This window comes from Halomonas sp. 18071143, from assembly GCF_019211725.1.
Taxonomy (GTDB): Bacteria; Pseudomonadota; Gammaproteobacteria; order Pseudomonadales; family Halomonadaceae; genus Vreelandella; species Vreelandella stevensii.
The window spans coordinates 3,084,220-3,103,511 of record NZ_CP078120.1 but is presented as its reverse complement, the minus strand read 5'-3'; the positions used below and the strand labels follow the sequence as shown (position 1 = coordinate 3,103,511).

21 protein-coding genes and 1 pseudogene are annotated in these 19,292 nt (G+C 60.1%); 19 read left to right on the top strand and 3 right to left on the bottom strand.

All coding sequences use genetic code 11. From position 1 onward, the window contains the following. Positions 1-23: 23 nt before the first annotated feature. Complete coding sequence (locus KVY02_RS14585; protein WP_218313792.1) at positions 24-1,583, bottom strand: ABC transporter substrate-binding protein; 1,560 nt, start codon at positions 1,581-1,583, stop codon at positions 24-26. A 216-nt stretch (positions 1,584-1,799) separates the two neighbouring features. Between KVY02_RS14585 and KVY02_RS14580 the strand changes: the two genes are divergently transcribed. The 13 genes from KVY02_RS14580 to KVY02_RS14520 all read left to right on the top strand — a co-directional run bounded on the left by KVY02_RS14580 (position 1,800) and on the right by KVY02_RS14520 (position 13,826). Then, positions 1,800-2,528 (top strand): GntR family transcriptional regulator, encoded by a 729-nt coding sequence (locus KVY02_RS14580; RefSeq protein WP_081136546.1) that lies wholly within the window; start codon positions 1,800-1,802, stop codon positions 2,526-2,528. Continuing rightward, on the top strand, positions 2,506-3,528 hold the full coding sequence (locus tag KVY02_RS14575) for a histone deacetylase family protein (protein WP_218313791.1): 1,023 nt from the start codon (positions 2,506-2,508) through the stop codon (positions 3,526-3,528). Before KVY02_RS14580 ends, KVY02_RS14575 begins: the two co-directional genes overlap by 23 nt. Positions 3,529-3,631: 103 nt before the next feature. Further along, positions 3,632-7,291, top strand: a complete 3,660-nt coding sequence (locus KVY02_RS14570) for an ATP-binding protein (RefSeq protein WP_218313790.1) — start codon at positions 3,632-3,634, stop codon at positions 7,289-7,291. Continuing rightward, positions 7,288-7,917, top strand: coding sequence for a condensin complex protein MksE (locus tag KVY02_RS14565; protein WP_081136542.1), 630 nt, complete (start codon positions 7,288-7,290; stop codon positions 7,915-7,917). Before KVY02_RS14570 ends, KVY02_RS14565 begins: the two co-directional genes overlap by 4 nt. Beyond that, complete coding sequence (locus KVY02_RS14560) at positions 7,914-9,179, top strand: hypothetical protein (protein WP_256357505.1); 1,266 nt, start codon at positions 7,914-7,916, stop codon at positions 9,177-9,179. Before KVY02_RS14565 ends, KVY02_RS14560 begins: the two co-directional genes overlap by 4 nt. Further along, the gene (locus tag KVY02_RS14555) at positions 9,176-10,042 is read left to right on the top strand and encodes a DUF7281 domain-containing protein (protein WP_218313789.1); all 867 of its coding nucleotides are present in this window, start codon (positions 9,176-9,178) and stop codon (positions 10,040-10,042) included. The genes KVY02_RS14560 and KVY02_RS14555 overlap by 4 nt, the downstream gene beginning before the upstream one ends. Before the next feature lie 264 nt (positions 10,043-10,306). Continuing rightward, positions 10,307-11,257 (top strand): DUF5655 domain-containing protein, encoded by a 951-nt coding sequence (locus KVY02_RS14550; RefSeq protein WP_100732027.1) that lies wholly within the window; start codon positions 10,307-10,309, stop codon positions 11,255-11,257. A gap of 86 nt (positions 11,258-11,343) precedes the next feature. Beyond that, entirely contained in the window at positions 11,344-11,754 is a 411-nt protein-coding gene (locus tag KVY02_RS14545; protein ID WP_157808983.1) for a hypothetical protein, read from the top strand. A gap of 139 nt (positions 11,755-11,893) precedes the next feature. Then, on the top strand, positions 11,894-12,583 hold the full coding sequence (locus tag KVY02_RS14540; RefSeq protein WP_256357504.1) for an endonuclease/exonuclease/phosphatase family protein: 690 nt from the start codon (positions 11,894-11,896) through the stop codon (positions 12,581-12,583). Between the two features lie 183 nt (positions 12,584-12,766). Continuing rightward, entirely contained in the window at positions 12,767-13,012 is a 246-nt protein-coding gene (locus KVY02_RS14535) for a type II toxin-antitoxin system CcdA family antitoxin (protein ID WP_039180207.1), read from the top strand. Next, positions 13,012-13,311, top strand: a complete 300-nt coding sequence (locus KVY02_RS14530; protein ID WP_100731690.1) for a CcdB family protein — start codon at positions 13,012-13,014, stop codon at positions 13,309-13,311. The genes KVY02_RS14535 and KVY02_RS14530 overlap by 1 nt, the downstream gene beginning before the upstream one ends. Before the next feature lie 108 nt (positions 13,312-13,419). Continuing rightward, positions 13,420-13,533 (top strand): type II toxin-antitoxin system RelE/ParE family toxin, encoded by a 114-nt coding sequence (locus KVY02_RS14525; RefSeq protein ID WP_232710862.1) that lies wholly within the window; start codon positions 13,420-13,422, stop codon positions 13,531-13,533. Beyond that, positions 13,533-13,826: a HigA family addiction module antitoxin gene (locus KVY02_RS14520; RefSeq protein ID WP_096922277.1), complete on the top strand. Its 294-nt coding sequence runs from the start codon at positions 13,533-13,535 to the stop codon at positions 13,824-13,826. The genes KVY02_RS14525 and KVY02_RS14520 overlap by 1 nt, the downstream gene beginning before the upstream one ends. 54 nt (positions 13,827-13,880) lie before the next feature. Here KVY02_RS14520 and KVY02_RS14515 read toward each other — a convergent pair whose 3' ends face one another. Both KVY02_RS14515 and KVY02_RS14510 read right to left on the bottom strand, forming a co-directional pair. Continuing rightward, positions 13,881-14,198, bottom strand: coding sequence for a CcdB family protein (locus KVY02_RS14515; RefSeq protein ID WP_100731688.1), 318 nt, complete (start codon positions 14,196-14,198; stop codon positions 13,881-13,883). Next, the gene (locus KVY02_RS14510) at positions 14,198-14,443 is read right to left on the bottom strand and encodes a type II toxin-antitoxin system CcdA family antitoxin (RefSeq protein ID WP_100731687.1); all 246 of its coding nucleotides are present in this window, start codon (positions 14,441-14,443) and stop codon (positions 14,198-14,200) included. Before KVY02_RS14510 ends, KVY02_RS14515 begins: the two co-directional genes overlap by 1 nt. A gap of 123 nt (positions 14,444-14,566) precedes the next feature. Here KVY02_RS14510 and KVY02_RS14505 point away from each other — a divergent pair, with 123 nt between their 5' ends. The 6 genes and pseudogenes from KVY02_RS14505 to KVY02_RS14480 all read left to right on the top strand — a co-directional run bounded on the left by KVY02_RS14505 (position 14,567) and on the right by KVY02_RS14480 (position 19,267). Further along, positions 14,567-15,538, top strand: a complete 972-nt coding sequence (locus KVY02_RS14505; RefSeq protein WP_218313787.1) for a ribonuclease Z — start codon at positions 14,567-14,569, stop codon at positions 15,536-15,538. Positions 15,539-15,665: 127 nt separating this feature from the next. Beyond that, positions 15,666-16,298, top strand: a complete 633-nt coding sequence (locus KVY02_RS14500) for a PAS domain-containing protein (protein ID WP_218313786.1) — start codon at positions 15,666-15,668, stop codon at positions 16,296-16,298. A gap of 46 nt (positions 16,299-16,344) precedes the next feature. Further along, positions 16,345-17,286, top strand: a complete 942-nt coding sequence (locus tag KVY02_RS14495; RefSeq protein WP_218313785.1) for a cation diffusion facilitator family transporter — start codon at positions 16,345-16,347, stop codon at positions 17,284-17,286. A gap of 63 nt (positions 17,287-17,349) precedes the next feature. After that, the gene (locus tag KVY02_RS14490) at positions 17,350-18,003 is read left to right on the top strand and encodes a DsbA family oxidoreductase (protein WP_081195307.1); all 654 of its coding nucleotides are present in this window, start codon (positions 17,350-17,352) and stop codon (positions 18,001-18,003) included. Between the two features lie 177 nt (positions 18,004-18,180). Next, a complete protein-coding gene (locus KVY02_RS14485; protein ID WP_256357503.1) occupies positions 18,181-18,642 on the top strand; it encodes a hypothetical protein in 462 nt (153 codons plus the stop codon). Positions 18,643-18,731: 89 nt separating this feature from the next. Continuing rightward, positions 18,732-19,267, top strand: a pseudogene (locus tag KVY02_RS14480) (aspartate/glutamate racemase family protein). Positions 19,268-19,292: the final 25 nt, after the last annotated feature.

Genomic DNA, 19,292 nt, shown 5'->3' with positions numbered 1-19,292 from the left:
ATGGCGGCCCGGGTGGCACCTACCTAGCGGTCCAGCCAGGCATCCTTGAAGCCATCGTTCACGCCGACCCCGGAGGTCACCAGGTCCTGAACATCACAGCGGTAAAGGGTGGGGAAGCCAAGCTCCATCAGCCAGCCAACCGGGACATCCTCATGCAGGATTTCCTGCACTTCACGGTAGAGGGCTTCGCGCTCCTCATCAGGAAACGCCGTGGCGGCGGCATTGAACAGCTCATCTACCCGCTCGTTCTCATAACCCTGAACGTTATTCCAGGGGGAGCCCTTGGCGATGTTGTCAGATAGATAGGTACGTGAAATGCCCAGCGCAGGGTCGCCGTACTGGAAAAGATAGGTAAAGGCCAGGTCGTAATCCCAGTCACCCAGGCGCTGGTTCCAGCCGCCCACGTCGGTGGCCTGGGTGCGGGCGTTGATGCCCACTTCACGCAGGTTTTGCTGCACGGCTTCTGCCCAGCGGGTCCAGGTCTCGCCGTAAGGCAGCGGCAGAATGGTGATCTCTTCGCCGTCGTACTCCATTTCTGCCAGCAGCTCCCGAGCGCGCTCGGGGTTGTGGTCATAGGGCTCCAGGCCGTCATACTGGAAGCTGGCATTCGAACCAAAGGCCGACAGCGGTACATTGCCCAGCCCATTCCAGAGCACGTCGCGGGCAAATTCGCGGTCCATGGCGTACATCACGGCCTGGCGGAAGCGCTTGTCGGCGGTGGGGCCTTCCCGGTTGTTCATCCACAGCATGGCAAAGGGGCTGAAATACTCATGACCCTGTTCGGTCATGCAGACGTTATCCATGGCCGAAAGGCGCGGAATATCGAAGTTTTCCACGGTGCCGCTGGGCAGGACATCGATGGTGCCATTCTCGAAGGCCACGGCCCGGGAGCCGCCATCGGGAATCACGTGCCAGTTGACCCCATCCAGGTAAGGCAGGCCCTCTTCGTAGTAGTCGTCGTTTCTGACCAGCTCGATGACCGTGCCGCGCTCCCAGTTGGCGAACTTGAACGGCCCCGTGCCAATCGGGTGGTCATTGTGCTCGTTATTGCGGAAGTCGGTGCCTTCGTACAAGTGCTTGGGCACCATGGTGAAGGTGCCCGCCTCGAACGAGATCAGGAAGGGGCCGAAGGGCTCGGTCAGGGTAAATACCACCGTGTGGTCGTCGCTGGCCTCGATGCTTTCCACATGCTGTAACACGGCCCGTGCGCTGGGGTTCAACTCACGGTGGAAAACATCGGCAGAAAACACCACGTCGTCGGCGGTGAAGGGCTCTCCATCGTGCCAGGTGACGTTATCGCGCAAATGGAAGGTATAGACCCGGCCATCGTCGCTGACCTCCCAGGACTCGGCCAACTGGGGCATGGGCTCCAGGTCGGTGGTGTAGCGCAGCAGGCCTTCATAGATATTGCCCGCCACGGTGCGCGTGGGGGCGTTCTGAATCATGCCCAGCACCAGCCCCGGCGGCTCGGGTTGAATGATGGTGTTGACCGTTCCACCGGATTGCGGGTCTGCGGCCAGCACGGATGTGGAACCCAGCGCAAGCGTGACGGCAGAGAGTGCCAAAGCCAAAGGTGTTTTCATGTTTCCTGCTCCTCGGTTTATTGGTACGTAAAAGCTTTACGTCGTCGTTAGTCGAGCGAGGCGTGACGTGTTCAGGCCAGGTTGTGGTGTTTGTTGGCGGCCCTTTTTGACCATAGCAGCGGCTGGTAAAACTGTCGACAGTCGTCAATCGTCCGTCGACAAGTGTGGTTTTTTTGTCATACTCAAGCCATGTCATGGCGACCACGAGTAGACTTTATGGCCCCTTTGCCAACGGCGCCGCAGGCGGTTATCCAGCAGCACAATCTGGTCGAGCAGGTGGCGGACTACCTGACCCAAGCAATTATTCAGCAACACTTTTTACCCGGCGAACGGCTTTCTGAAGTGCAGCTTTCCCGCGCGCTGGGGGTGAGCCGTGCGCCGGTCCGGGAGGCGGCGCGCTTGCTGGAAAGCCGCGGTTTGCTGATTTCGAAGCCGCGCAAGGGCTTCTTCGTCCGTGCGTTGAATACCGTTGAACTGGAGGACGTTTTCGACCTGCGGCTGTGCATGGAGCGGCACGCCATTCAGCGCCTGTGCCAGCGTTACACGCCCGAGGCCGAACAGGCCTTGCAGCAGCAAGTAGCCGTGCTGTGCGAGGCCGCCGCTGGAAACGACGGCACGCGCCGCATCGAAGAAGACCTGACGTTCCACCGCCTGATGCTGCACTACGCAGGCAACGAGCGTCTGCTGCGGGCCTTCGATGACCTGGCCCATGAATTACGCCTCTGTATTGCGCTGATCACCAAAACCCATGAAGCCCCCGAAACCATCGCCACCAGCCATTTCAAGTTGCTCGACGCCCTGGCCACGGGCCGCCCGGAAACCTGCCGCGAGGCCATCGATTTTCACATCGGGGTGGCCAGAGACTTTGTGGTGAAGGGGGTGGGCGAGAGCGAAAGTGAGAGTGAGAGTGGAGCCCCGGCCAATGAAGACCTTCTTTCACGCTGAACAGCGCCTGCACCATCCGCGCACCTACTTCTCGCGGGGCAAGATGCGCGCCCCGCAGGAAGTACCCGAACGCGCCACGGCGCTGCTGGCGGCCGTGCACCGGCTGGGGTTTGAGGTGCAGGCTCCCATCGACCACGGCGTCGCGCCGTTGCGGGCCGTGCACTCGCTGGCCTACCTGCGTTTTCTGGAAAGTGCTTATCGGCGCTGGCATGCGCTGGACGAAGACTGGGGGGACGAAGTGATCTCCAATATCTTCGTGCGCTCGCCCAACGCCCTGCGCGGTATCCTGGCCGAAGCGGCACGTTACCTTGCCGATGGCAGCGCGCCCGTGGGCCAGCACACCTGGCACTCGGCGTACTGGTCGGCGCAAAGTGCCGTGTCTGGGGCGGAGGCGTTATTGGCCGGGGAGCGCTTCGCGTATGCGCTGTCGCGCCCGCCGGGCCACCATGCGGGCATCGACTCCGCCGGTGGTTTCTGCTTTCTTAACAATGCTGCCATTGCTGCCCAGCACCTCACCGCGCGGTTTCCGCGCATCGTCGTGCTCGACCCGGATATGCACCACGGTCAGGGCATACAGGAGATCTTCTACCAGCGCGACGATGTGCTCTATATCTCCATTCATGGCGATACCACCAACTTCTATCCGGCGGTCTCCGGCTTCGAAGAGGAGCGCGGAGAAGGGGCCGGGCTGGGCTACAACCTCAACCTGCCCATGCCCCACGGCTCGGCAGAAGCGGTGTTCTTCGACCGCCTGGCCCAAGCCTGCCAGGCCATTCGCCTGTTCGAGCCCGATGCGCTGGTGCTGGCGCTGGGGTTCGATATTCATGAGCGCGACCCTCAGGCCAAAGTAGCGGTATCGACACCAGGCTTTGGCGAGTTGGGACGCACCATCGCAAGCCTCGATGTGCCCACCCTGGTGGTACAGGAAGGCGGCTACTACCTGGCAGGGCTGGAAGCCAACGCGGTGAGCTTTTTTGAAGGATTGCTGATGCGCCGCTGATCGTACCGCCACATTCCACCCGCTTCACCGAGAAGAGTAAGACAAGCGCTGGAGGTGTCTGGCAAGATAGCGTTTTCGGACGTTAAACGATCAAGGACACGGCATGGCGCATCTGCTACGCATCGTGATGATTCACGGCCACCTGAACGGCGTGGTCGAACTCAGTGTGGACGGTCACACCAATATTTGCGGCACCAACGCGTCGGGTAAAACCACGCTCCAGCGGCTGGTGCCGGTGTTTTACGGCGAGCTGCCCAATAAGGTGGTGCCGAAAACCCGCATGAAATTCGATGCGTTCTATCTGCCCCATCGCAACAGCTACCTGGTGTACGAATACCGCCGCGAAGCGGGCAACGTGTGCCAGGCGGTGCTGACCCGCAAGCAGGAAGGCGGCGTGGAGTATCGCTTCGTCGGTGCGCCTTACCGCCCGGAAGACTACCTGGTCGAGACCGAGCAGGGCCCGCTGGCGCTGGACTACACCCAGTGGGCCAGCGGGCTGCGCCGCAGCGGCACGCCGGTGTCGCCCAAGCTGGGGGCCACCTCTGAGTTCCGCTCGGTGATCCAGAACGACTTTACCCAGCTCCACGGCAACAGCCGCGATGGCCTGAAGCTGCGCCAGATCGCCGCCCAGTTCAGCCTGGTCAATCCCGAGCGGCGCATTCGCCATATCGAAAAGCTGGTCTCGGCGGTGCACGCCAAAGAGGGCAAGATGGACACCCTCAAGACCATGCTGGCGGCGATTTTCGAAGAGGACGGCGTCGAGCTGCCGGTTACTCGCATTCGCAGTGCCAAGGCCCGCGAGTGGATTCACCAGATGCGCCAATCCATGCGCCTGGAGCCGCTGCAGGCCGCGTTGGCCAAGCTCTCCGGCATCGACCGTGAACTGGCCGAGCTTGATACCACCCTGTGGCAACTCAAACCCCAGCTGGCCGCCGACCGCGAACAGGCCCAGCGGCAGGTCGCCGACCTGGAAGGCGAGCTCAACCGCCACCAGCGGGAGTTTCAGGCCGAAGAGCAGGCCTACGGCGAACGGCGGGATGCGCTCAACGACCAGCACAGCGAAGTGGCAAGCCAGCTGCAGCACGCCCAGCACCGCCTCAACGACCTGCAAACCCGCTTCGAGCAGTATGCCGATGCCGACATGCCCGGCCTGGAGCGGGACATCAACGCGCTGCCCCAGTGGCGCGAACAGCGCGACCAGCTGCAGCAACACCTGCAAGTGATGCAGGACGCAGTAAAGGAAAGCCAGGCGCGCCTGGATGGCCGACTGCGCGAACTCTCTGAAAACCTCGCCCGCCAGACCCAGGAGAACCAGGAACTGATCGACGCGCTGGTGGAGGAGAAAGCCGAGCGCCGCGAGCAGCAGTGGCAAACCGAACAGCAGCACAGCGAGCGCTACCAGCAGGCCCGCCAGCGGCTGGAGAGCGAGTATCAGGCCCAGCTGGAGCTAGGCGTCGAGCAGTTGGCCGAGCTGAAGGCCCAGCTGGCCATGCCCAGCCAAACCCGCGAAGAAGCTCAGGAAGCCGAGCTGGCCCAGGCGCGGCTGGACGACGCCCAGCAGGCCCGCAGCGCGGCCGGGGCCACCCTGGAAGCGCTGCGCCGCGAGCTGGAAGCCCACAAGCGCGAGCGCGACACCGCCGAGCAGCATCTCGTGCAGTGCCGCCAGCAGCGGGAGCGCGCTGAGCAGCACTGCTACACCCTTTATCAGCAGCAGACCCCCGAACAGGGCAGCCTGCGCCACTTCCTGCGCTACCACCGCCCCGGCTGGGAACAGCAGCTCGGCAAGGTGATCGCCCCGGAACTGCTGGAGCGCCGCGACCTCGCCCCCCAACTGGCCGACCACGCCAGCGACGACCTGTTCGGGCTGGCGCTGGACCTTTCCGCCATCGCGCTGCCCGACTACGCCCAGGACGAAGCCAGCCTGCTGGCCGCCATCGAGGAAGCCGAGAGCGCCAAGGCCCGAGCCCACACCGCCTGCACCGCCGCTGAAAAGGCCCTCAAGCAGCACAACGAGCGGGTACAGCAGGCCGATGAAGCCCAGGACACCGCCCGCCTGGCCCACCAGCGCGCCGAGCAGGAGGTGGAGTACGCCCTGGAAGCGCGCCGCCAACAGCAGGCCCGCCACACGGAAAGCCAGAAAGCCCGCCGTGCCCATATCGAAGCCGCCCTGGCCCGCCAGGAGCAGGCCCAAACCGAGCTGCGCGACGAGAAGCGCGACGCCCTGGCCGAGCTGGCCGAAACCCACCAAGGCCAACTGCTGGAGCTCAAGGCCGACGCCCAGAGCCAGCTCGACAGCCTCGACGCCCAGCTACGCACCTACAAACAGCAGCTCAGCGATGCCAACGCCGAACACCAGCGCCAGCGCGCCGAGCTGGAAGAGGCCTTCAGCCAGGAGCTGGCCGAACAGGGCGTCGACCCCGCCCAGCTCAAGGCCACGCGAACTCGCCTGGAAGCGCAGAACGAGCGCATTCGCAAAACCGCTGCCCGCCAGGAGGAGCTGGCCGAGTACCAGCGCTTCATGCGTATCGAGTGGGGCCAGCACAAACCCCAGCTGGTAGCGGAAGAGGCCGAGCTGGCCCAGCGCGACCAGCAGCTCAAGCGCGATAAAGCGCATCTGAAAAACGCCTTCCACGCCGCCAGAGAGGCCCACCAGCAGGCAGTGAACGGCCTGAAGGCCCAGCGCGACAGCGCCCGTGGCACCCTGGAAGCCCTGACGCCGCTGCTCAACCAGCTGGAGAGCCTGGAGCTGGTGGCCGAAGGCGCGCCAGCGGAAGCCAGCCTGGGCGATGTGGACGAACGCATCGAACGCACCCGCCAGGCCCTGGCCAGCCGCCACCAGCAGTTGGAGCAACTGCGCCGAGGCTGCCTGGACGTCGAAAGCCAACTGATCAAGGACGCCAGCAGCGGCTTTGCCGATGCCCTGCAAAGCGAGCGCGACAAGCTGCCCAGCGACAGCCCCCGGCTACTGCTGCCGCTGCTGCGCGGCATGCTCAAGCTGCTGGAAGACCAACAGCAGCAGCTGATTCAGGAAGGCCGCAACCTCAGCGACGACCTGGACAAGTTCTTCATCGTCTTCCGCGACCTGAACCGGCGCATCAGCGCCCAGAGCCGTCGGCTTTCGGAAGAGGTCGCCGACGACCTGCGCCTGGAAGGCATCACCAAGGCGGAAGTGCGCATTCAATCCACCATCGACGAGCTGGGCTTCTGGGAGCCGCTCAAACTGTTCGCCCAGCGCTACAAGGCGTGGCGGGAGTCCGGCCAGACGCTGCCCAGCGACGACTACCTCAACGCCCTGGCCGACGTGGTCGATTTGCTGCGCAGCGACCAGCAGTACAGCTTCGAAAGCCTGCTGCGCCTGGAGCTGCACCTGAACGAAGGCGGCACGGACCTGGTGATCAAGAACGACCGCCAGTTGCTGGAGTCCTCCAGCCACGGCATGGCGTATCTGATTCTGTGCAAGTTCCTGCTGGCGTTTACCCGCCTGCTGCGGGGCGATGCGCACATCGCCATCCACTGGCCCATCGATGAGATCGGCACCCTGGCCTACCACAACGTCGAAAAACTGTTCGATGCCTGCGACAGCAACCGCATCCATATCGTCGGGGCCTTCCCCAACCCGGAATCCGACGTACTGCTGCTGTTCGCCAACCGCTACCTCATCGAGCGGGACGCCCAGCAACAGCGTCAGCTCAAGCGTATCGAGCCGCGTCTCAGCGCGCTGGCGCAGAAAATCAAGCAGCGCCAACAGGAGGTGAGCGCATGATCGAACACGGCCCCCTGCTCGAACGCCTGCTGGCAGGCGACTTCATCTGCGCCGTCAGCGACGACAACGCCTACCGCCACCTGGCCAACGAAGAGACCCGCGAGGCCATCGACGCCTACCTGCGCCCGCTCAATCGGCGGCTGGCCAGCAACGAGGATGCCAGCGTCTACTTCCTGGCCTGGCGGCAGCTCAACGACACCGCACGGGAGCAGCTCTCCCGCCAGCTCGCCGACACCCTCAACAGCCTGCTGCCCATGCTGGAGTGGCTGCAACTGGTGCAGGAAGCGCTGGGCCGCGACGCCCTGGCCGCCCCTGGCGATGTGCTCAAACCCGCCGAGTTCAGCGCCAAGTGCGAAGACAACCAGAGCCTGCGCGAGCGCCTGGAGCGGCTGGCCACAGACAGCTTCTTTGGCTCCCAGAGCGACCAGCTGGATGCCCAGGTGAAGCAGATCTTCAAACGGCTGAAAGAGCACGGCTACCTGATGCAGCCCCACAGTGAACGCCAGGTGTTCGTGGTGACCGGCAAGATGGACTACCTGGTGGACGTGGTGCGCTTCATCCGCGACGAAGAGAACCTGCCCATCGATGCCGACGAGGACACGGGCACGCAGGAGGCCCTGCTGTGAGTCGGCGTGAGGGCAGCGTTGCGGGCAGTGGCTTGAGCGAGCTGGAGAGCCGCCTGCTCAAGACCGGCGCGGAACGCCTGGCACTGCTGGGCAAGCACGCCGAACGGCTGATGCAGGCCTACACCCGCGACGACGTACCGCTGGAAGGCCTGAGTGACGGCGCGCTGCGCAAGCTGCTGGCCGCCCGGGTGCTGTGGCGGCCCGACGAGCAGAGCGGCGTCAAACTCTCGCCCAAAGTGCGCGACCTGATCGCCGAAATGCTCGCCGACGAAACCCGCCGCCACGTCAATGCCGATGTGGCCGAAACCCTGGAGCTGATTCGTACCCAGGTAGATAGCTACCGGGAAGCCCGCAGCAAGGGCGAACACTGGCGCCAGGAGCAGCAGCTACTGCGCCTGCGCCAGGAGGTAGACGACCTCAACGGCCGCTTTGCCGACGCCATCGACAGCCTGTGGCAGCGGCTCAACAGCGATTTCGGCTTCGTCAGCCAGCTCAACGACAAGATCCGCGAGAACGACCGCGCCCAGAAGCAGATCGTGCGCCTGCTCGACGGCCTCGCACTGATCGACTTCGACGAGCTGATCGCCCTGGTGGGCAGCGACGGCAGCCTGCGCAAGCTGCTCATCAGCCAGCTCCAGAACCGCCTGAGCCACCACTACACCAGCCTGCGGGAAGTGCAGCGGCGGCTGATCGAACTCATGGCCCGCTTCCGCAAGCAGCAGGCCCGCAGCCGCCTGATGACCGGCATGGCCGCCTTCATGCGCGAACACCCGGGCTTCGTGCCCGGCAACTACGCCCAGCGCAGCGAGGTGCCCGCGCTGTTCAACCGCGCCGCACCGCTCAACCCCGCCGCCGCCCCAGCGCTGGACCGCCCCCTGGACACCCGGGTACTGGCCGAACTGCTGCACGAGCTGCCCGCCCCACGCCACGCCGCACAAAACGTGGCCGTGGCCAACCCCGTGCAGCTCGCCGAAGAGAGCCTGGCCGCCGCCCGCCAGCAGGCCCTCAAGCTGGACGTCGAGCGTTTCTACCTCGCCGTGCTCGACCAGCCGCCTGCCGAGCCCGTCAGCGCCCTGGCCTACCTGCAACAGAGCGGCCTGGAGTGGGCAGATGAAATCTGGCTGTTCCAGGTGATCGCCGAATACCAGGGCCTGCCGCGCCGCGAGCAGCAGGCCTTTCGCCTTCACCAGGAAGAGAGCAGGGCCAGCGCCTATAACGACCTGCGGTTGATTCATGATGTGGCCCTGGCGGTGGCGGTATGAACTTGCCCAGCCGCGCACGGGCAGGGCTCAACGGCGTGGCCCGGGAACTCAACCGCCAGCCCACGGTGGAGAAGCCCCGCCGCCAGTGGGTGGAAGACGTGGTGGCCTGGTGCCGCCAGCAGGATATCGATCTCGGCATGCGGCTTTCCAGCCAGGCCCTGCGCTTCGATGCCGAGCTGCTGGCGCAGATCGATAACGTTCTGGCCAGCGCCCACCTCGCCCCGCTGGGCCGCTCGCTCAGCGGCCTGAGCAGCGCCGCCCAGGCCAAAGAGGGCGTAGAGGAGGACAAAGCCACTCGCGAAGGCCCCCGCGCCTGGCGAGTACTGCTCAGCCTGCCGCCCCAGCCCACTCCGGGGCTTTCCCACGAGCCGCGCTGCATGCGCGACGTGGACGTTCGCCACCTCACGCTAGGAGCCTTCGGCGCGCTGGTGCAGGTGGAAAACCTCGACAGCTTCTACGCTTTCAACCCGAACATCAGCGCCCTCAGCGGCTATGCCCAGCCGCTCATCGCCTACCGAGGCGACAGCCACTACGGCGGCGGCTTCGCCCATCTTGCCCAAGTATGGCGCAAAACCCGCAGGCCGCACCTCTACGCAGGCGACTTCGACGCCAAGGGCGTCACCCTCGCGCTGGACAGCGGCGCCACGCACCTGCTGCTCCCCGAAATCGCGTGGCTCAGCCAACACGCCACCCCCCTGCACCAGCCCGCCGGGCAGCTCCCCTATCAACGGCGCCTGCGCCAACTCCACGTCAGCCTACCGCCCCAACACCCGCTCAGGCCCTACCTCACGCTGCTGGAAAAACAGCGCGGCCTCAAACAGCAGTGGTTTGAGGGGGAATTGGTGGCGGTGGGGGTTGGTTAGTGGCTTGCCTTCTGCCTGGGCTTTGTGTGACGCATCCGCCGTGCAGTGCGTTTTTGGCGGTATGAAGGGCAGAGTGAAACGCGTTAGCATGCGATTTTGGCTACATCGCCAAAATTCTCTTTGCACGCTGTAGAATCAATGAGGTAGATTCGATTGGGTGGCTATGAAACCTCAGTCATTGTGATGTCGCGTTCATTGAGGTTTCATGGCAGGGCGTTTAGTCACACTGGTTAGAAGCAAAAGAAACTACGGAGTAATCATTAAGTGCCGATATTTGATATTTCAGGGGAAAAACTATCTGCCGTAGAGCAGAAGAACTTTGCCTTGGAAAAGGACTTGCAGACATTAATTGAGAATAATCTCGAAACCGTTTTCAATTGTCGGTTTGTTGCCAGTGAGTTTTCAACTGGCGCCCAGCACGCAGGTCGGATTGACAGCCTTGCACTATCTGAAGAAGATAATCCCGTCATCATCGAATACAAGAAAGTTGAATCATCGGAACTGATCAACCAAAGTCTTTTCTACCTTCACTGGATTCAAGACCACAAAGGTGATTTCGAGATCGCCGTACAAAAGAAACTCGGTAGTGGCGTAAAAGTTGATTGGTCGGATGTGAGGGTAATTTGCATAGCTCCCAATTATAAGAAATATGACTTGCACGCTGTGCAAGTCATGGGTGCCAATATCGAATTATGGAAATATCGATTGTTCTCCAATGACTCAATATATCTTGAGGAGGTCTTCCACGCCTCAAAGTCAGCGGCTACATCTGCTACGGCCATACCGACTGAGAATGGATACAAAAATCCTGTCATGGTTGAAGCAGGTAAGAAGGCAGCCCTGACTCGCGCCACTGCGACCTATACATTTGATGAAAGGCTTGAAGGCAAGAGTGACGAAATTAGGGAGTTAACGGCAACGATACGTGAGTTCATTCTCGGCTTGGATGAGTCAATCGAGGAGGTGCCGAAGAAGTTCTATGTCGCCTACAAAGTCTCTCAAAACATCGCCTGCATGGAGGTCAAGGGCAAGAATATAAAACTCTTTCTCAAGCTGAAACCTTCTGATATTCCAGCCGGAACACCGAATTACCGGGATGTGACCTCAATTGGCCACTATGGTACGGGCGATGTTGAGTTTACAGTATCATCTGAATCCGAGTTTGAGCCAGTCAAGGAATTTATCGCAATGGCGTATAACAAGGTCGGTGGCTAATGGCTTCTAACAAAGCAATTAAATTCGCTCCCATCGGTCGCCGGACGCTCGTTCCTCGCGCCGTTTATTGCGGACGTTAAATGCCTATGAGTAAGCGTGACGAGATCTTCAAGTACCATGAACTGGCCAAGGATGCTGGGAATCGGCTTCGTTCATATATTTTGTCGGTTTCATCTGGTGCTACAGGTGTGTTCTTTATTGCCTTGACTGCTGGCGGTGAGCGAGCTTTGTCTGCGCCTGAAAAGTGGTTGCTTGTTCTAGCATTGTTGGCTTTCGTTACTACTGTCGGTCTATGCCTGTATGAGTTGCGCATAGATGCTAAGCGATTCTTCACGTTAGCAAAGGAGCTTGAGAAGACCGAAGAGGATCAGCGTTGGGAAGAGAATGAAAGGTACAAGTCTAAACGGTACTGGCTCATACATGCCTCTTACGTCACTCTCGGGGTCGCCATTTGCGCCACCAGCATTTACTTGGTTCTGGCGATTGTCGGCATTTAACAAGCGCAGGCACAGAGACAAATTTTCCGCTGCGCTACAAATTTTTCCGTGCTGCGGGCGTTAACTTCCTGTATCTATGAAACTTGTAACTTGGAACTGTAATGGAGCACTTAGGCGAAAGCTTGCAGAAGCAGATAGTTTGCAAGCTGATGTCTTGGTGGTTCAGGAGTGTGAAGATCCTGCGCTATCGACCCCCGCATATAGAGAGTGGGCTGGCTCTTACCTGTGGGTGGGCGAGACAAAAAATCGTGGCATCGGCATTTTTCCACGAAACGGTCATCGAGTTGAAAAGTTAGATTGGAGTGGCAGCTTTTCGGTCCCTGGGCTGTCCAGCAAAAGTGAAGCGCTGAATTGGAGCACGGAAAATCTTAGGCTTTTCCTCCCTTTCATCATCAACAGGGATTTCACTGTGCTGGCCGTCTGGACTAAGGGGCGCAACGAAGAATCCTTTGGTTACATAGGGCAGTTCTGGAAGTACCTCCAGATTCACCGTGACGATCTTGGCGGGCCAAAGACAATTATTCTCGGCGATTTTAATAGCAATGTGCGCTGGGATAAGCCGGACCGCTGGTGGAATCATTCAGACGTAGTTGCCGAGCTTAGTGAGATGGGCTTCAAGAGCCAGTATCATCGAGTTTTCGAGGAAGACCAGGGCAATGAGACCAGCCCGACATTTTTCTTGCAGCGGAACCGCGAGAAGGCTTATCACATTGATTATGTTTTTACCTCGTCAGACTTTGCCGAAGAATGTAATTTGCAGGTTGGCCAGCACGACGAGTGGATTTCAATAAGTGACCATGTGCCGTTGACGTTGAGCATCAACAGTTAACAATCGGCTGCACAGCGACCGATTTTCCGCCGCTTCGCGGCTCCAAACCGGCGCATGAGCCGAGCGTTATGCCGCCGCCGTATCATGGGCCCTATAGCGCGAAAAGTCTTACCGTCGCTCAGGCTTGATGTGCAAGTGGTATGCGCATATTGTAGATGCATTGTTCTCCAAGAGGACTGAGCCATGCCTGCTCCTGAAGTGACGAAATCCCTCCGAAAGCCAACCAACCTGTCGCTAGATAGTGCCCTTCTCAAAGAGGCAAAAGCTTTGGGTATCAATGTCTCACGGTCCGCAGAGGCGGGGATTGCGGAGGCTGTGAAACGGCATAAACAGGAGAAGTGGCTGACAGAGAATGCCAAAGCTCTGGCAAGCTCGAACGCATACGTTGAAGCTAACGGTTTGCCTCTCGCGCGGCACCGTCAATTCTGATGGCCCGCTTCGACATCTTCGATAATGAGGGTGGGGGCGGCTATCTGCTGGACGTTCAATCCGACCTTCTCAGCGGCTTGAATACTCGGGTTGTTGTGCCTCTGTTGCCCCAATCTTCTGCGCCGTCCCCAGCCCAGCGGCTGAATCCCGTCTTTAGCATTGAAGGTCAGGGTTTCGTCATGGCCACTCAATACATGGCTGCTGTACCCAAGAGCGAATTGCGTTCTCGTGTTGGTACCCTTGCTGAGCAGCAGGACGAAATCTCCGCAGCGTTGGACATGCTGTTTTTGGGCTTTTGATGCAAGAAAGTGATCATTTTCAGTATGTCCACGGCTTCGCGGTACAGGTAGACCTTCAAGTCAGAGTCTGGGCGAATCATTGACATCCCTGGCTTTAGGCTTCACTCATTGAAAGAGAAAGACAAAGGGCGATGGTCGATTTGGGTGAACGGAAATTGGCGTATGACGTTCGAATTTCAGGACGGCAACGCCTACATTCTTGATTATGAGGATTATCACTAATGACGATGCATAATCCGCCGCATCCTGGTGAATTTATTCGGGAAGTGTATCTGGAACCCTTTGGCATTAGCTCGCGTCAGCTTGCTTCGAGTCTGGGCGTTTCACCGTCCACGTTGTCCCGGCTGCTCAAAGGAGAAAGTGGCATTAGCCCGGAAATGTCGCTGCGCCTTTCCAAAGTGCTGGGGCGTAGCCCTGAGAGCTGGTTGGCGATGCAGGATATGCATGATCTTTGGGTGGCGCGGAGTACGGTCAATCTGGATGGCCTCCATCCACTGGAATTTAACGCCGCTTGATAAGCGTTTGACATGGCGGCTTTGCCTCCATGAGGTTGCCGCACCCTACCAGTGTTAAAAGCCGGTGATCGCCAGGTCCAGAGCCCCGACAATTTGGTCTCTAACATGCGAGAGAGAGCCGATGGGATTCTGTAGATGTTTTTCAGGTACCGACGAAATCTGTGGCGTTAACAGCAATAGCGCCTGATCGCCAAAGCTGATTTCTGGAGTGAGTCCTTGCAGGGTGTCGTTGCCGAAGGTGGAACGGTTGCCCAGCGGGATGACGATGCGAGTGGTCAGTTCGCTTAGCAAACTGCTTTGCACATCCACAAGGTAGGGGTAGTGCGCTTTGCTGGTTTTGCTTGGATTGGGGTATACATCGAACTGTGCCATTAAAATTCCCTGAATTCGTCGCCAAAGCATCCGTGTTGTTCGACAAAATTGTTATAACTTTTTATCGCAGCTCGATTTTCTTCGACCCATCGTTGTGCTTCGCATTTGGCAAGCTCTTCTTTCAGCGCTCGCTCCAGGGTGGCAGACAAGTTAATGTTCAATTCACGTGTCCTGCGCAGCAGGTCGCTATTGATGGAGAGATTCGCTGCTTTTTTGGGTGCGGCTGCATCGTAGAGTTCGGCCATCGTCGTCTCCTGGTGGCTCTTGATGTATCGTCTGATTTTATGCGCATGGTAATGCGCATTCAAGCATGCCTCGTTGCTTCGAACGTCATCCCTTCACGCTCATTGTTGACTCGCCAATAAGATATGAATCTACTCTTCCTCGGCACTTCCGCCGGTGTGCCCACCAAACAACGCAACGTCTCCGCCATCGCCTTGCAAGAGAGCAAGGGCAAGGGCTGGTATCTGGTCGATTGCGGGGAGGGCACTCAGCACCAGGTTTTGCACACCAGGCTGTCGTTTCATTCGCTGAAGGCCATTTTGATTACCCATGTGCACGGCGACCACTGCTACGGGCTGCCGGGCATTCTGGCCAGTGCGGCCATGGGTGGGCGCACGGCGCCGCTGACCCTTGTGGCACCCAAGGGTATCCAAACCTGGCTGGAAGCCACCTGTGCGGTCACCCAACTCTGCCTGCTCTTCGCGCTGGAGTTCATCTGCGCCGATGACCTGCCCAGCATCGAGTTCGAGAACATGGCGGTTGAAACGTGCGAGCTTTCCCATCGCGTGTCGTGCTACGCCTATGCGTTCACCGAGCGCAACGTGGAGGCCGCCCTGGATGTGGATAAATTGGATCGGCACGGCATTCCCAGAGGGCCGTTGTGGGGGCAGTTGAAGCAGGGGAGGGAGGTAGCGTTTGAGGGCAAGCAACTGCGCAGCCAGGATTACCTGCTGTTCAAACACGCCGCCAGAAAAGTGGTGATTGCCGGAGACAACGACCAACCCGAGCTGTTGGCGCAAGCCTGTGCCGGGGCGCAGGTGCTGGTGCATGAAGCCACTTACACCGAAGCAATGGCCGAGAAAGCCGGTGAGGTAGGGCATAGCTACGGCAGGCAGGTGGCGGCGTTTGCCGAGCAGGTCGGCTTGCCCCACCTGGTGCTGACCCACTTCAGCCCCCGCTACCCGCTCATTTCCCATACCGTGCCCTCCATCGAGGATATCCAACGCGAGGCACAAAGCGTTTACTCAGGCGCGCTCTTCCTGGCGCAGGACTTTAGCGAGTACCACCTGGATAAAGCGGGCCATGTCAGCGAGCAAACCCAGGAGCCGCCTGGTTAATCGTTGCTTGCAAGTGAGTTTGGCGTTGGACTTGGCGGTGCGGTCTCGGCATAGTGCCCCTCGAAGAGTACGACTTAAGTCGCTGGGTAAAGGGCTGACGTACCGATGCATTCCACCATGAAGGGCCATGACCAGCATGTCTGAGCAAGACAGTATCTATGAAAGCATCGCGTCGCGCATGAACGGGTTTCTGTACCGCTGCCGCAACGATGAGCACTACACCATGCTGAACCTGAGCGGCAGGGTTCAGGAGCTGACCGGCTATACCAGCCATGACTTGATCGGCAACCGCCAGCAATCTTACGTGGCGTTGATTCATGCTGAGGATGCGCCGGGGCTGGATCAGGCCATCGAGCAGGCCATCGCCGCCGACAAGAACTGGCACGCCGATTATCGGGTGCGCTGTAAAGATGGCCGCCTGCGCTGGGTGAGCGAGTACGGCGGTGCCGTGAAAGATGACCAGGGCAACGTCATCTGCCTGGAAGGGGTGGTCACCGACATCCAGCAGCGGCGGCAAAGCGAGGAGCAGCTGAGTGCCATCAGCCGAGACATTGCCACCGAAACCGAGAAAATTGCCCATTCACTGAAGATGCTGCAACTGCTCAGCATCAACGCGGGGATCGAGGCAGGGCGGGCAGGCGAGGCTGGCAAAGGCTTCGCGGTGGTTGCCGAACACGTGCGCCGCCTGGCGGATGACACCAGCAGCTCGGCAAAAGTGATTACGGGATTGATGAAGCAATTGAGAGAGCTGCAGGGTTGAGAGAACGGAAGGATGAGCGGATTTTCGCACTGAAAGGGATACCGTCATGCGTAGTTTCGATCTGAGCGACGAGAGCGGTGTACTGAGAACGTCTATCGCCGTCACGCTGGTGATTGCGGGGCTGGGCATCGGCTTTGGCCTGATGTCCGGGTCGTTTTCGATCATGTTCGACGGCATCTATGCCCTGGTGGATGCCAGCATGAGCCTGCTCTCGTTGCTGGTGGTGAACCTGATTACCTCGTTCGTGTCGTCGAAAGGGCTGTCGCGCAAGCTGAGGGAGCGCTTTTCCGTGGGCTTCTGGCACCTGGAGCCCATGGTGCTGGGGGTCAACGGCACGCTGCTGATTGGCGTGGCGGTGTATGCCCTGATCAACGCCATCAGCAGCCTGCTGGAAGGCGGGCGCGAGCTGGAGTTTGGCTGGGCAATCGTTTATGCGGTGATTACCCTGGTGGCGTGTGTTGCCACCGCTATCGTGGAGGCTCGCGCCAATCGCCGTATCGGCTCTGACTTCGTGCGCCTGGACGTGCGGGGCTGGATCATGTCGGCAGGCATCACGGCGGCGCTGCTGGTGGCGTTCTCGCTGGGCTATCTGGTGCAGGGCACGTCGTGGGAGTGGGTGTCGCCCTACATCGACCCGGCGGTGCTGGCGGTGGTGTGCGTCATCATCATTCCGCTGCCGGTTTCTACCGTGCGCCGCGCGCTGGCGGATATCTTCCTGGTCACCCCGAGCGCATTGAAGCAGCATGTGGATCAGGTGGCACAGGCCTTCGTGCAACAGCACGGGTTTACCACCTACCGCGCCTATATTGCGCGAGTGGGTCGCTCCAGGGAAATCGAGCTCTATTTTATCGTCCCCGCCGATGCGCCCCCGCGCACCATTGGCGAATGGGATGCCCTTCGTAACGAAGTCAGTGACTTGCTGGGCGACGAAGGGCCGCACCGTTGGCTGACGGTCGTGTTTACCGGAGACCTGGAGTGGGCGGACTGAGGCAGTGGCATGGCCACCACTGCCGGATGCTACCCTGATGAATGCCCCCAAAGGAGACACCCCATGCAAAAGGTAAGAATCGATCTGGTATCCGATGTGGCCTGCCCGTGGTGTGCGATTGGCTATCGGCGCCTGGAGCAGGCGTTGGAGGTGCTCGCTGGCGAGATCGAGGTCGAGCTGGTCTGGCAGCCCTTCGAACTGAACCGGGACATGCCGCCCGAGGGCGAGCCGATTCTGGAGCACCTGTGCCGCAAGTACGGCAAGGATGCGGCCACCATGGTACAGTCCCAGCGCGAGATCATGGCCGCCGCCGAAGCGCTTGGCCTGAATTTCCGTGGTGCGCTGGAGCGCCGAGCGAACAACACCTTCGCCGCGCACCGTGTGCTGGCCTGGGCCGGCACGCAGCACCAGGAAACGGCGCTGCAACTGGCGCTGTTCGAGGCCTACTTCGGCGAGGCGAGAAATCCCGCCGACCCCTTGGTGCTTCGCGAAAAAGCCATGGAGGTGGGGCTGGATGGCGACACCGCCGAGGCCATCGCCCGTTCTGACCAATACGCCGAAGAAGTGCGTGAAGCCGAGCAGCGCTTCATGGACATGGGCGTCAGTGCCGTGCCGGGCTTCATTCTCGATGGACGCTACCTGATTTCCGGCGCCCAGCCCACCGATGTGCTGGTCGATGCGCTGCGTCAGGTGGCCGAGGAAAACGCCAGCGGCTAATGTGTGGGAAGCGCTGCCTGAAGTATGTGGCATCGGAATCTTGTGGACGACGAAGGTCTGCGCCGCTGGCTGACCGTCGTGTTTACCGGAGATCTGGAGTAGCCAGGTTGAGCTTTCACAACCAACAATGCAACGAGTAAGGGAGTCATGATGCCAAGGATGCAAATGCGCCCGCTGATGGCCAGCTTGTTGGCGCTCTTGGGGCTATGGATGGCGCTACGTCCATTACCGGATGCCGCCGTTTCTCTGTCGATCGCTCTGGCTGGTCAAGAGGACATTTCTTCAAGCGTATTGATGGCTCAATTTGTGCATTTTTTTAGCAATACTCTGATCGGACTGAGCCTTATTCTGTGGCGTGAGGCATTAAGCCGATGGCTGGTGCCGCAAGGGTCAGGTGTATTGGTAAGCCCCCGAGCCTGCATGGCGGTGGGGACAGTGCTCATGGGTATTTATTTTATCGCTGCTGGCACGGTGCTGTTGGGGGAGTTTCTCGCGCAACAGCGGCCAAACGCTAGCGCTTACTTATTAGGGCGTGGGGGGACCTCCGTGGTCGTGGGAGCCGTTTTGCTTTTAAGCTCAGCGGGGGGCAGCCGGTTATGGGCGCTACTGTTAAAACTGCGAAGTGCTGGATGGCGGTAAGCATGTGAGCCTCTGATAGAGTCCGAAGCCTTGTCTGCTGCCTTCGCAATACACTCTCTTTCTTGTAACCAAAAGGTGGAAGTGCATCCATGAAAACCATCGGCTTGATCGGCGGCATGAGCTGGGAGTCCACTCAAACCTACTACCGCCTCGTCAACCAGCATGTGCGCACGGCGCTGGGCGGGCTGCACTCTGCCAGGGTGGTGTGTACAGCGTGGATTTTGCCGAGATAGAGGCGCTGCAGCATCAGGGTAACTGGGAGGCGACTGCCGAGATATTGGCAGCGGCGGTCTCCATTCCGCTGTTGCATATCGCCGATGCCACGGCCCAGGTGCTGCAGCGCCACGGTATCGAGGTGGTGGTGCCCACCGAACCACAGCGCGAGCGTGTGCACACGGTGATCTACCAGGAGCTGTGCCTGGGTGTGGTGAAAGCAGAGGCCAAAGCCGACTACCTGGAGATCATCGAGGCGCTTGCCGAGCGCGGCGCGCAGGGGGTGATTCTAGGCTGCACCGAAATCGGCCTGCTGGTTCAACAGGCCGACACTCCCGTGCCGCTCTTCGATACGACCGAGATCCATGCAGAGCAGGCGGTGCAGTGGGCGCTGGGGCATGGTTTTGTATAAAGCCTGCTGCAGTAACGGCGTTGCT

Excerpts from the sequence above, each read along its gene's own strand:
- KVY02_RS14575 (WP_218313791.1), top strand. The coding sequence starts at position 2,506 with ATGAAGACCTTCTTTCACGCTGAACAGCGCCTGCACCATCCGCGCACC.
- KVY02_RS14505 (WP_218313787.1), top strand. The coding sequence starts at position 14,567 with ATGAATCTACTCTTCCTCGGCACTTCCGCCGGTGTGCCCACCAAACAA.
- KVY02_RS14515 (WP_100731688.1), bottom strand. The coding sequence starts at position 14,198 with ATGGCACAGTTCGATGTATACCCCAATCCAAGCAAAACCAGCAAAGCG.
- KVY02_RS14495 (WP_218313785.1), top strand. The coding sequence starts at position 16,345 with ATGCGTAGTTTCGATCTGAGCGACGAGAGCGGTGTACTGAGAACGTCT.
- KVY02_RS14520 (WP_096922277.1), top strand. The coding sequence starts at position 13,533 with ATGACGATGCATAATCCGCCGCATCCTGGTGAATTTATTCGGGAAGTG.
- KVY02_RS14580 (WP_081136546.1), top strand. The coding sequence starts at position 1,800 with ATGGCCCCTTTGCCAACGGCGCCGCAGGCGGTTATCCAGCAGCACAAT.
- KVY02_RS14570 (WP_218313790.1), top strand. The coding sequence starts at position 3,632 with ATGGCGCATCTGCTACGCATCGTGATGATTCACGGCCACCTGAACGGC.
- KVY02_RS14500 (WP_218313786.1), top strand. The coding sequence starts at position 15,666 with ATGACCAGCATGTCTGAGCAAGACAGTATCTATGAAAGCATCGCGTCG.
- KVY02_RS14485 (WP_256357503.1), top strand. The coding sequence starts at position 18,181 with ATGGCCAGCTTGTTGGCGCTCTTGGGGCTATGGATGGCGCTACGTCCA.
- KVY02_RS14555 (WP_218313789.1), top strand. The coding sequence starts at position 9,176 with ATGAACTTGCCCAGCCGCGCACGGGCAGGGCTCAACGGCGTGGCCCGG.
- KVY02_RS14545 (WP_157808983.1), top strand. The coding sequence starts at position 11,344 with ATGAGTAAGCGTGACGAGATCTTCAAGTACCATGAACTGGCCAAGGAT.
- KVY02_RS14490 (WP_081195307.1), top strand. The coding sequence starts at position 17,350 with ATGCAAAAGGTAAGAATCGATCTGGTATCCGATGTGGCCTGCCCGTGG.
- KVY02_RS14530 (WP_100731690.1), top strand. The coding sequence starts at position 13,012 with ATGGCCCGCTTCGACATCTTCGATAATGAGGGTGGGGGCGGCTATCTG.
- KVY02_RS14565 (WP_081136542.1), top strand. The coding sequence starts at position 7,288 with ATGATCGAACACGGCCCCCTGCTCGAACGCCTGCTGGCAGGCGACTTC.
- KVY02_RS14510 (WP_100731687.1), bottom strand. The coding sequence starts at position 14,443 with ATGGCCGAACTCTACGATGCAGCCGCACCCAAAAAAGCAGCGAATCTC.
- KVY02_RS14535 (WP_039180207.1), top strand. The coding sequence starts at position 12,767 with ATGCCTGCTCCTGAAGTGACGAAATCCCTCCGAAAGCCAACCAACCTG.
- KVY02_RS14585 (WP_218313792.1), bottom strand. The coding sequence starts at position 1,583 with ATGAAAACACCTTTGGCTTTGGCACTCTCTGCCGTCACGCTTGCGCTG.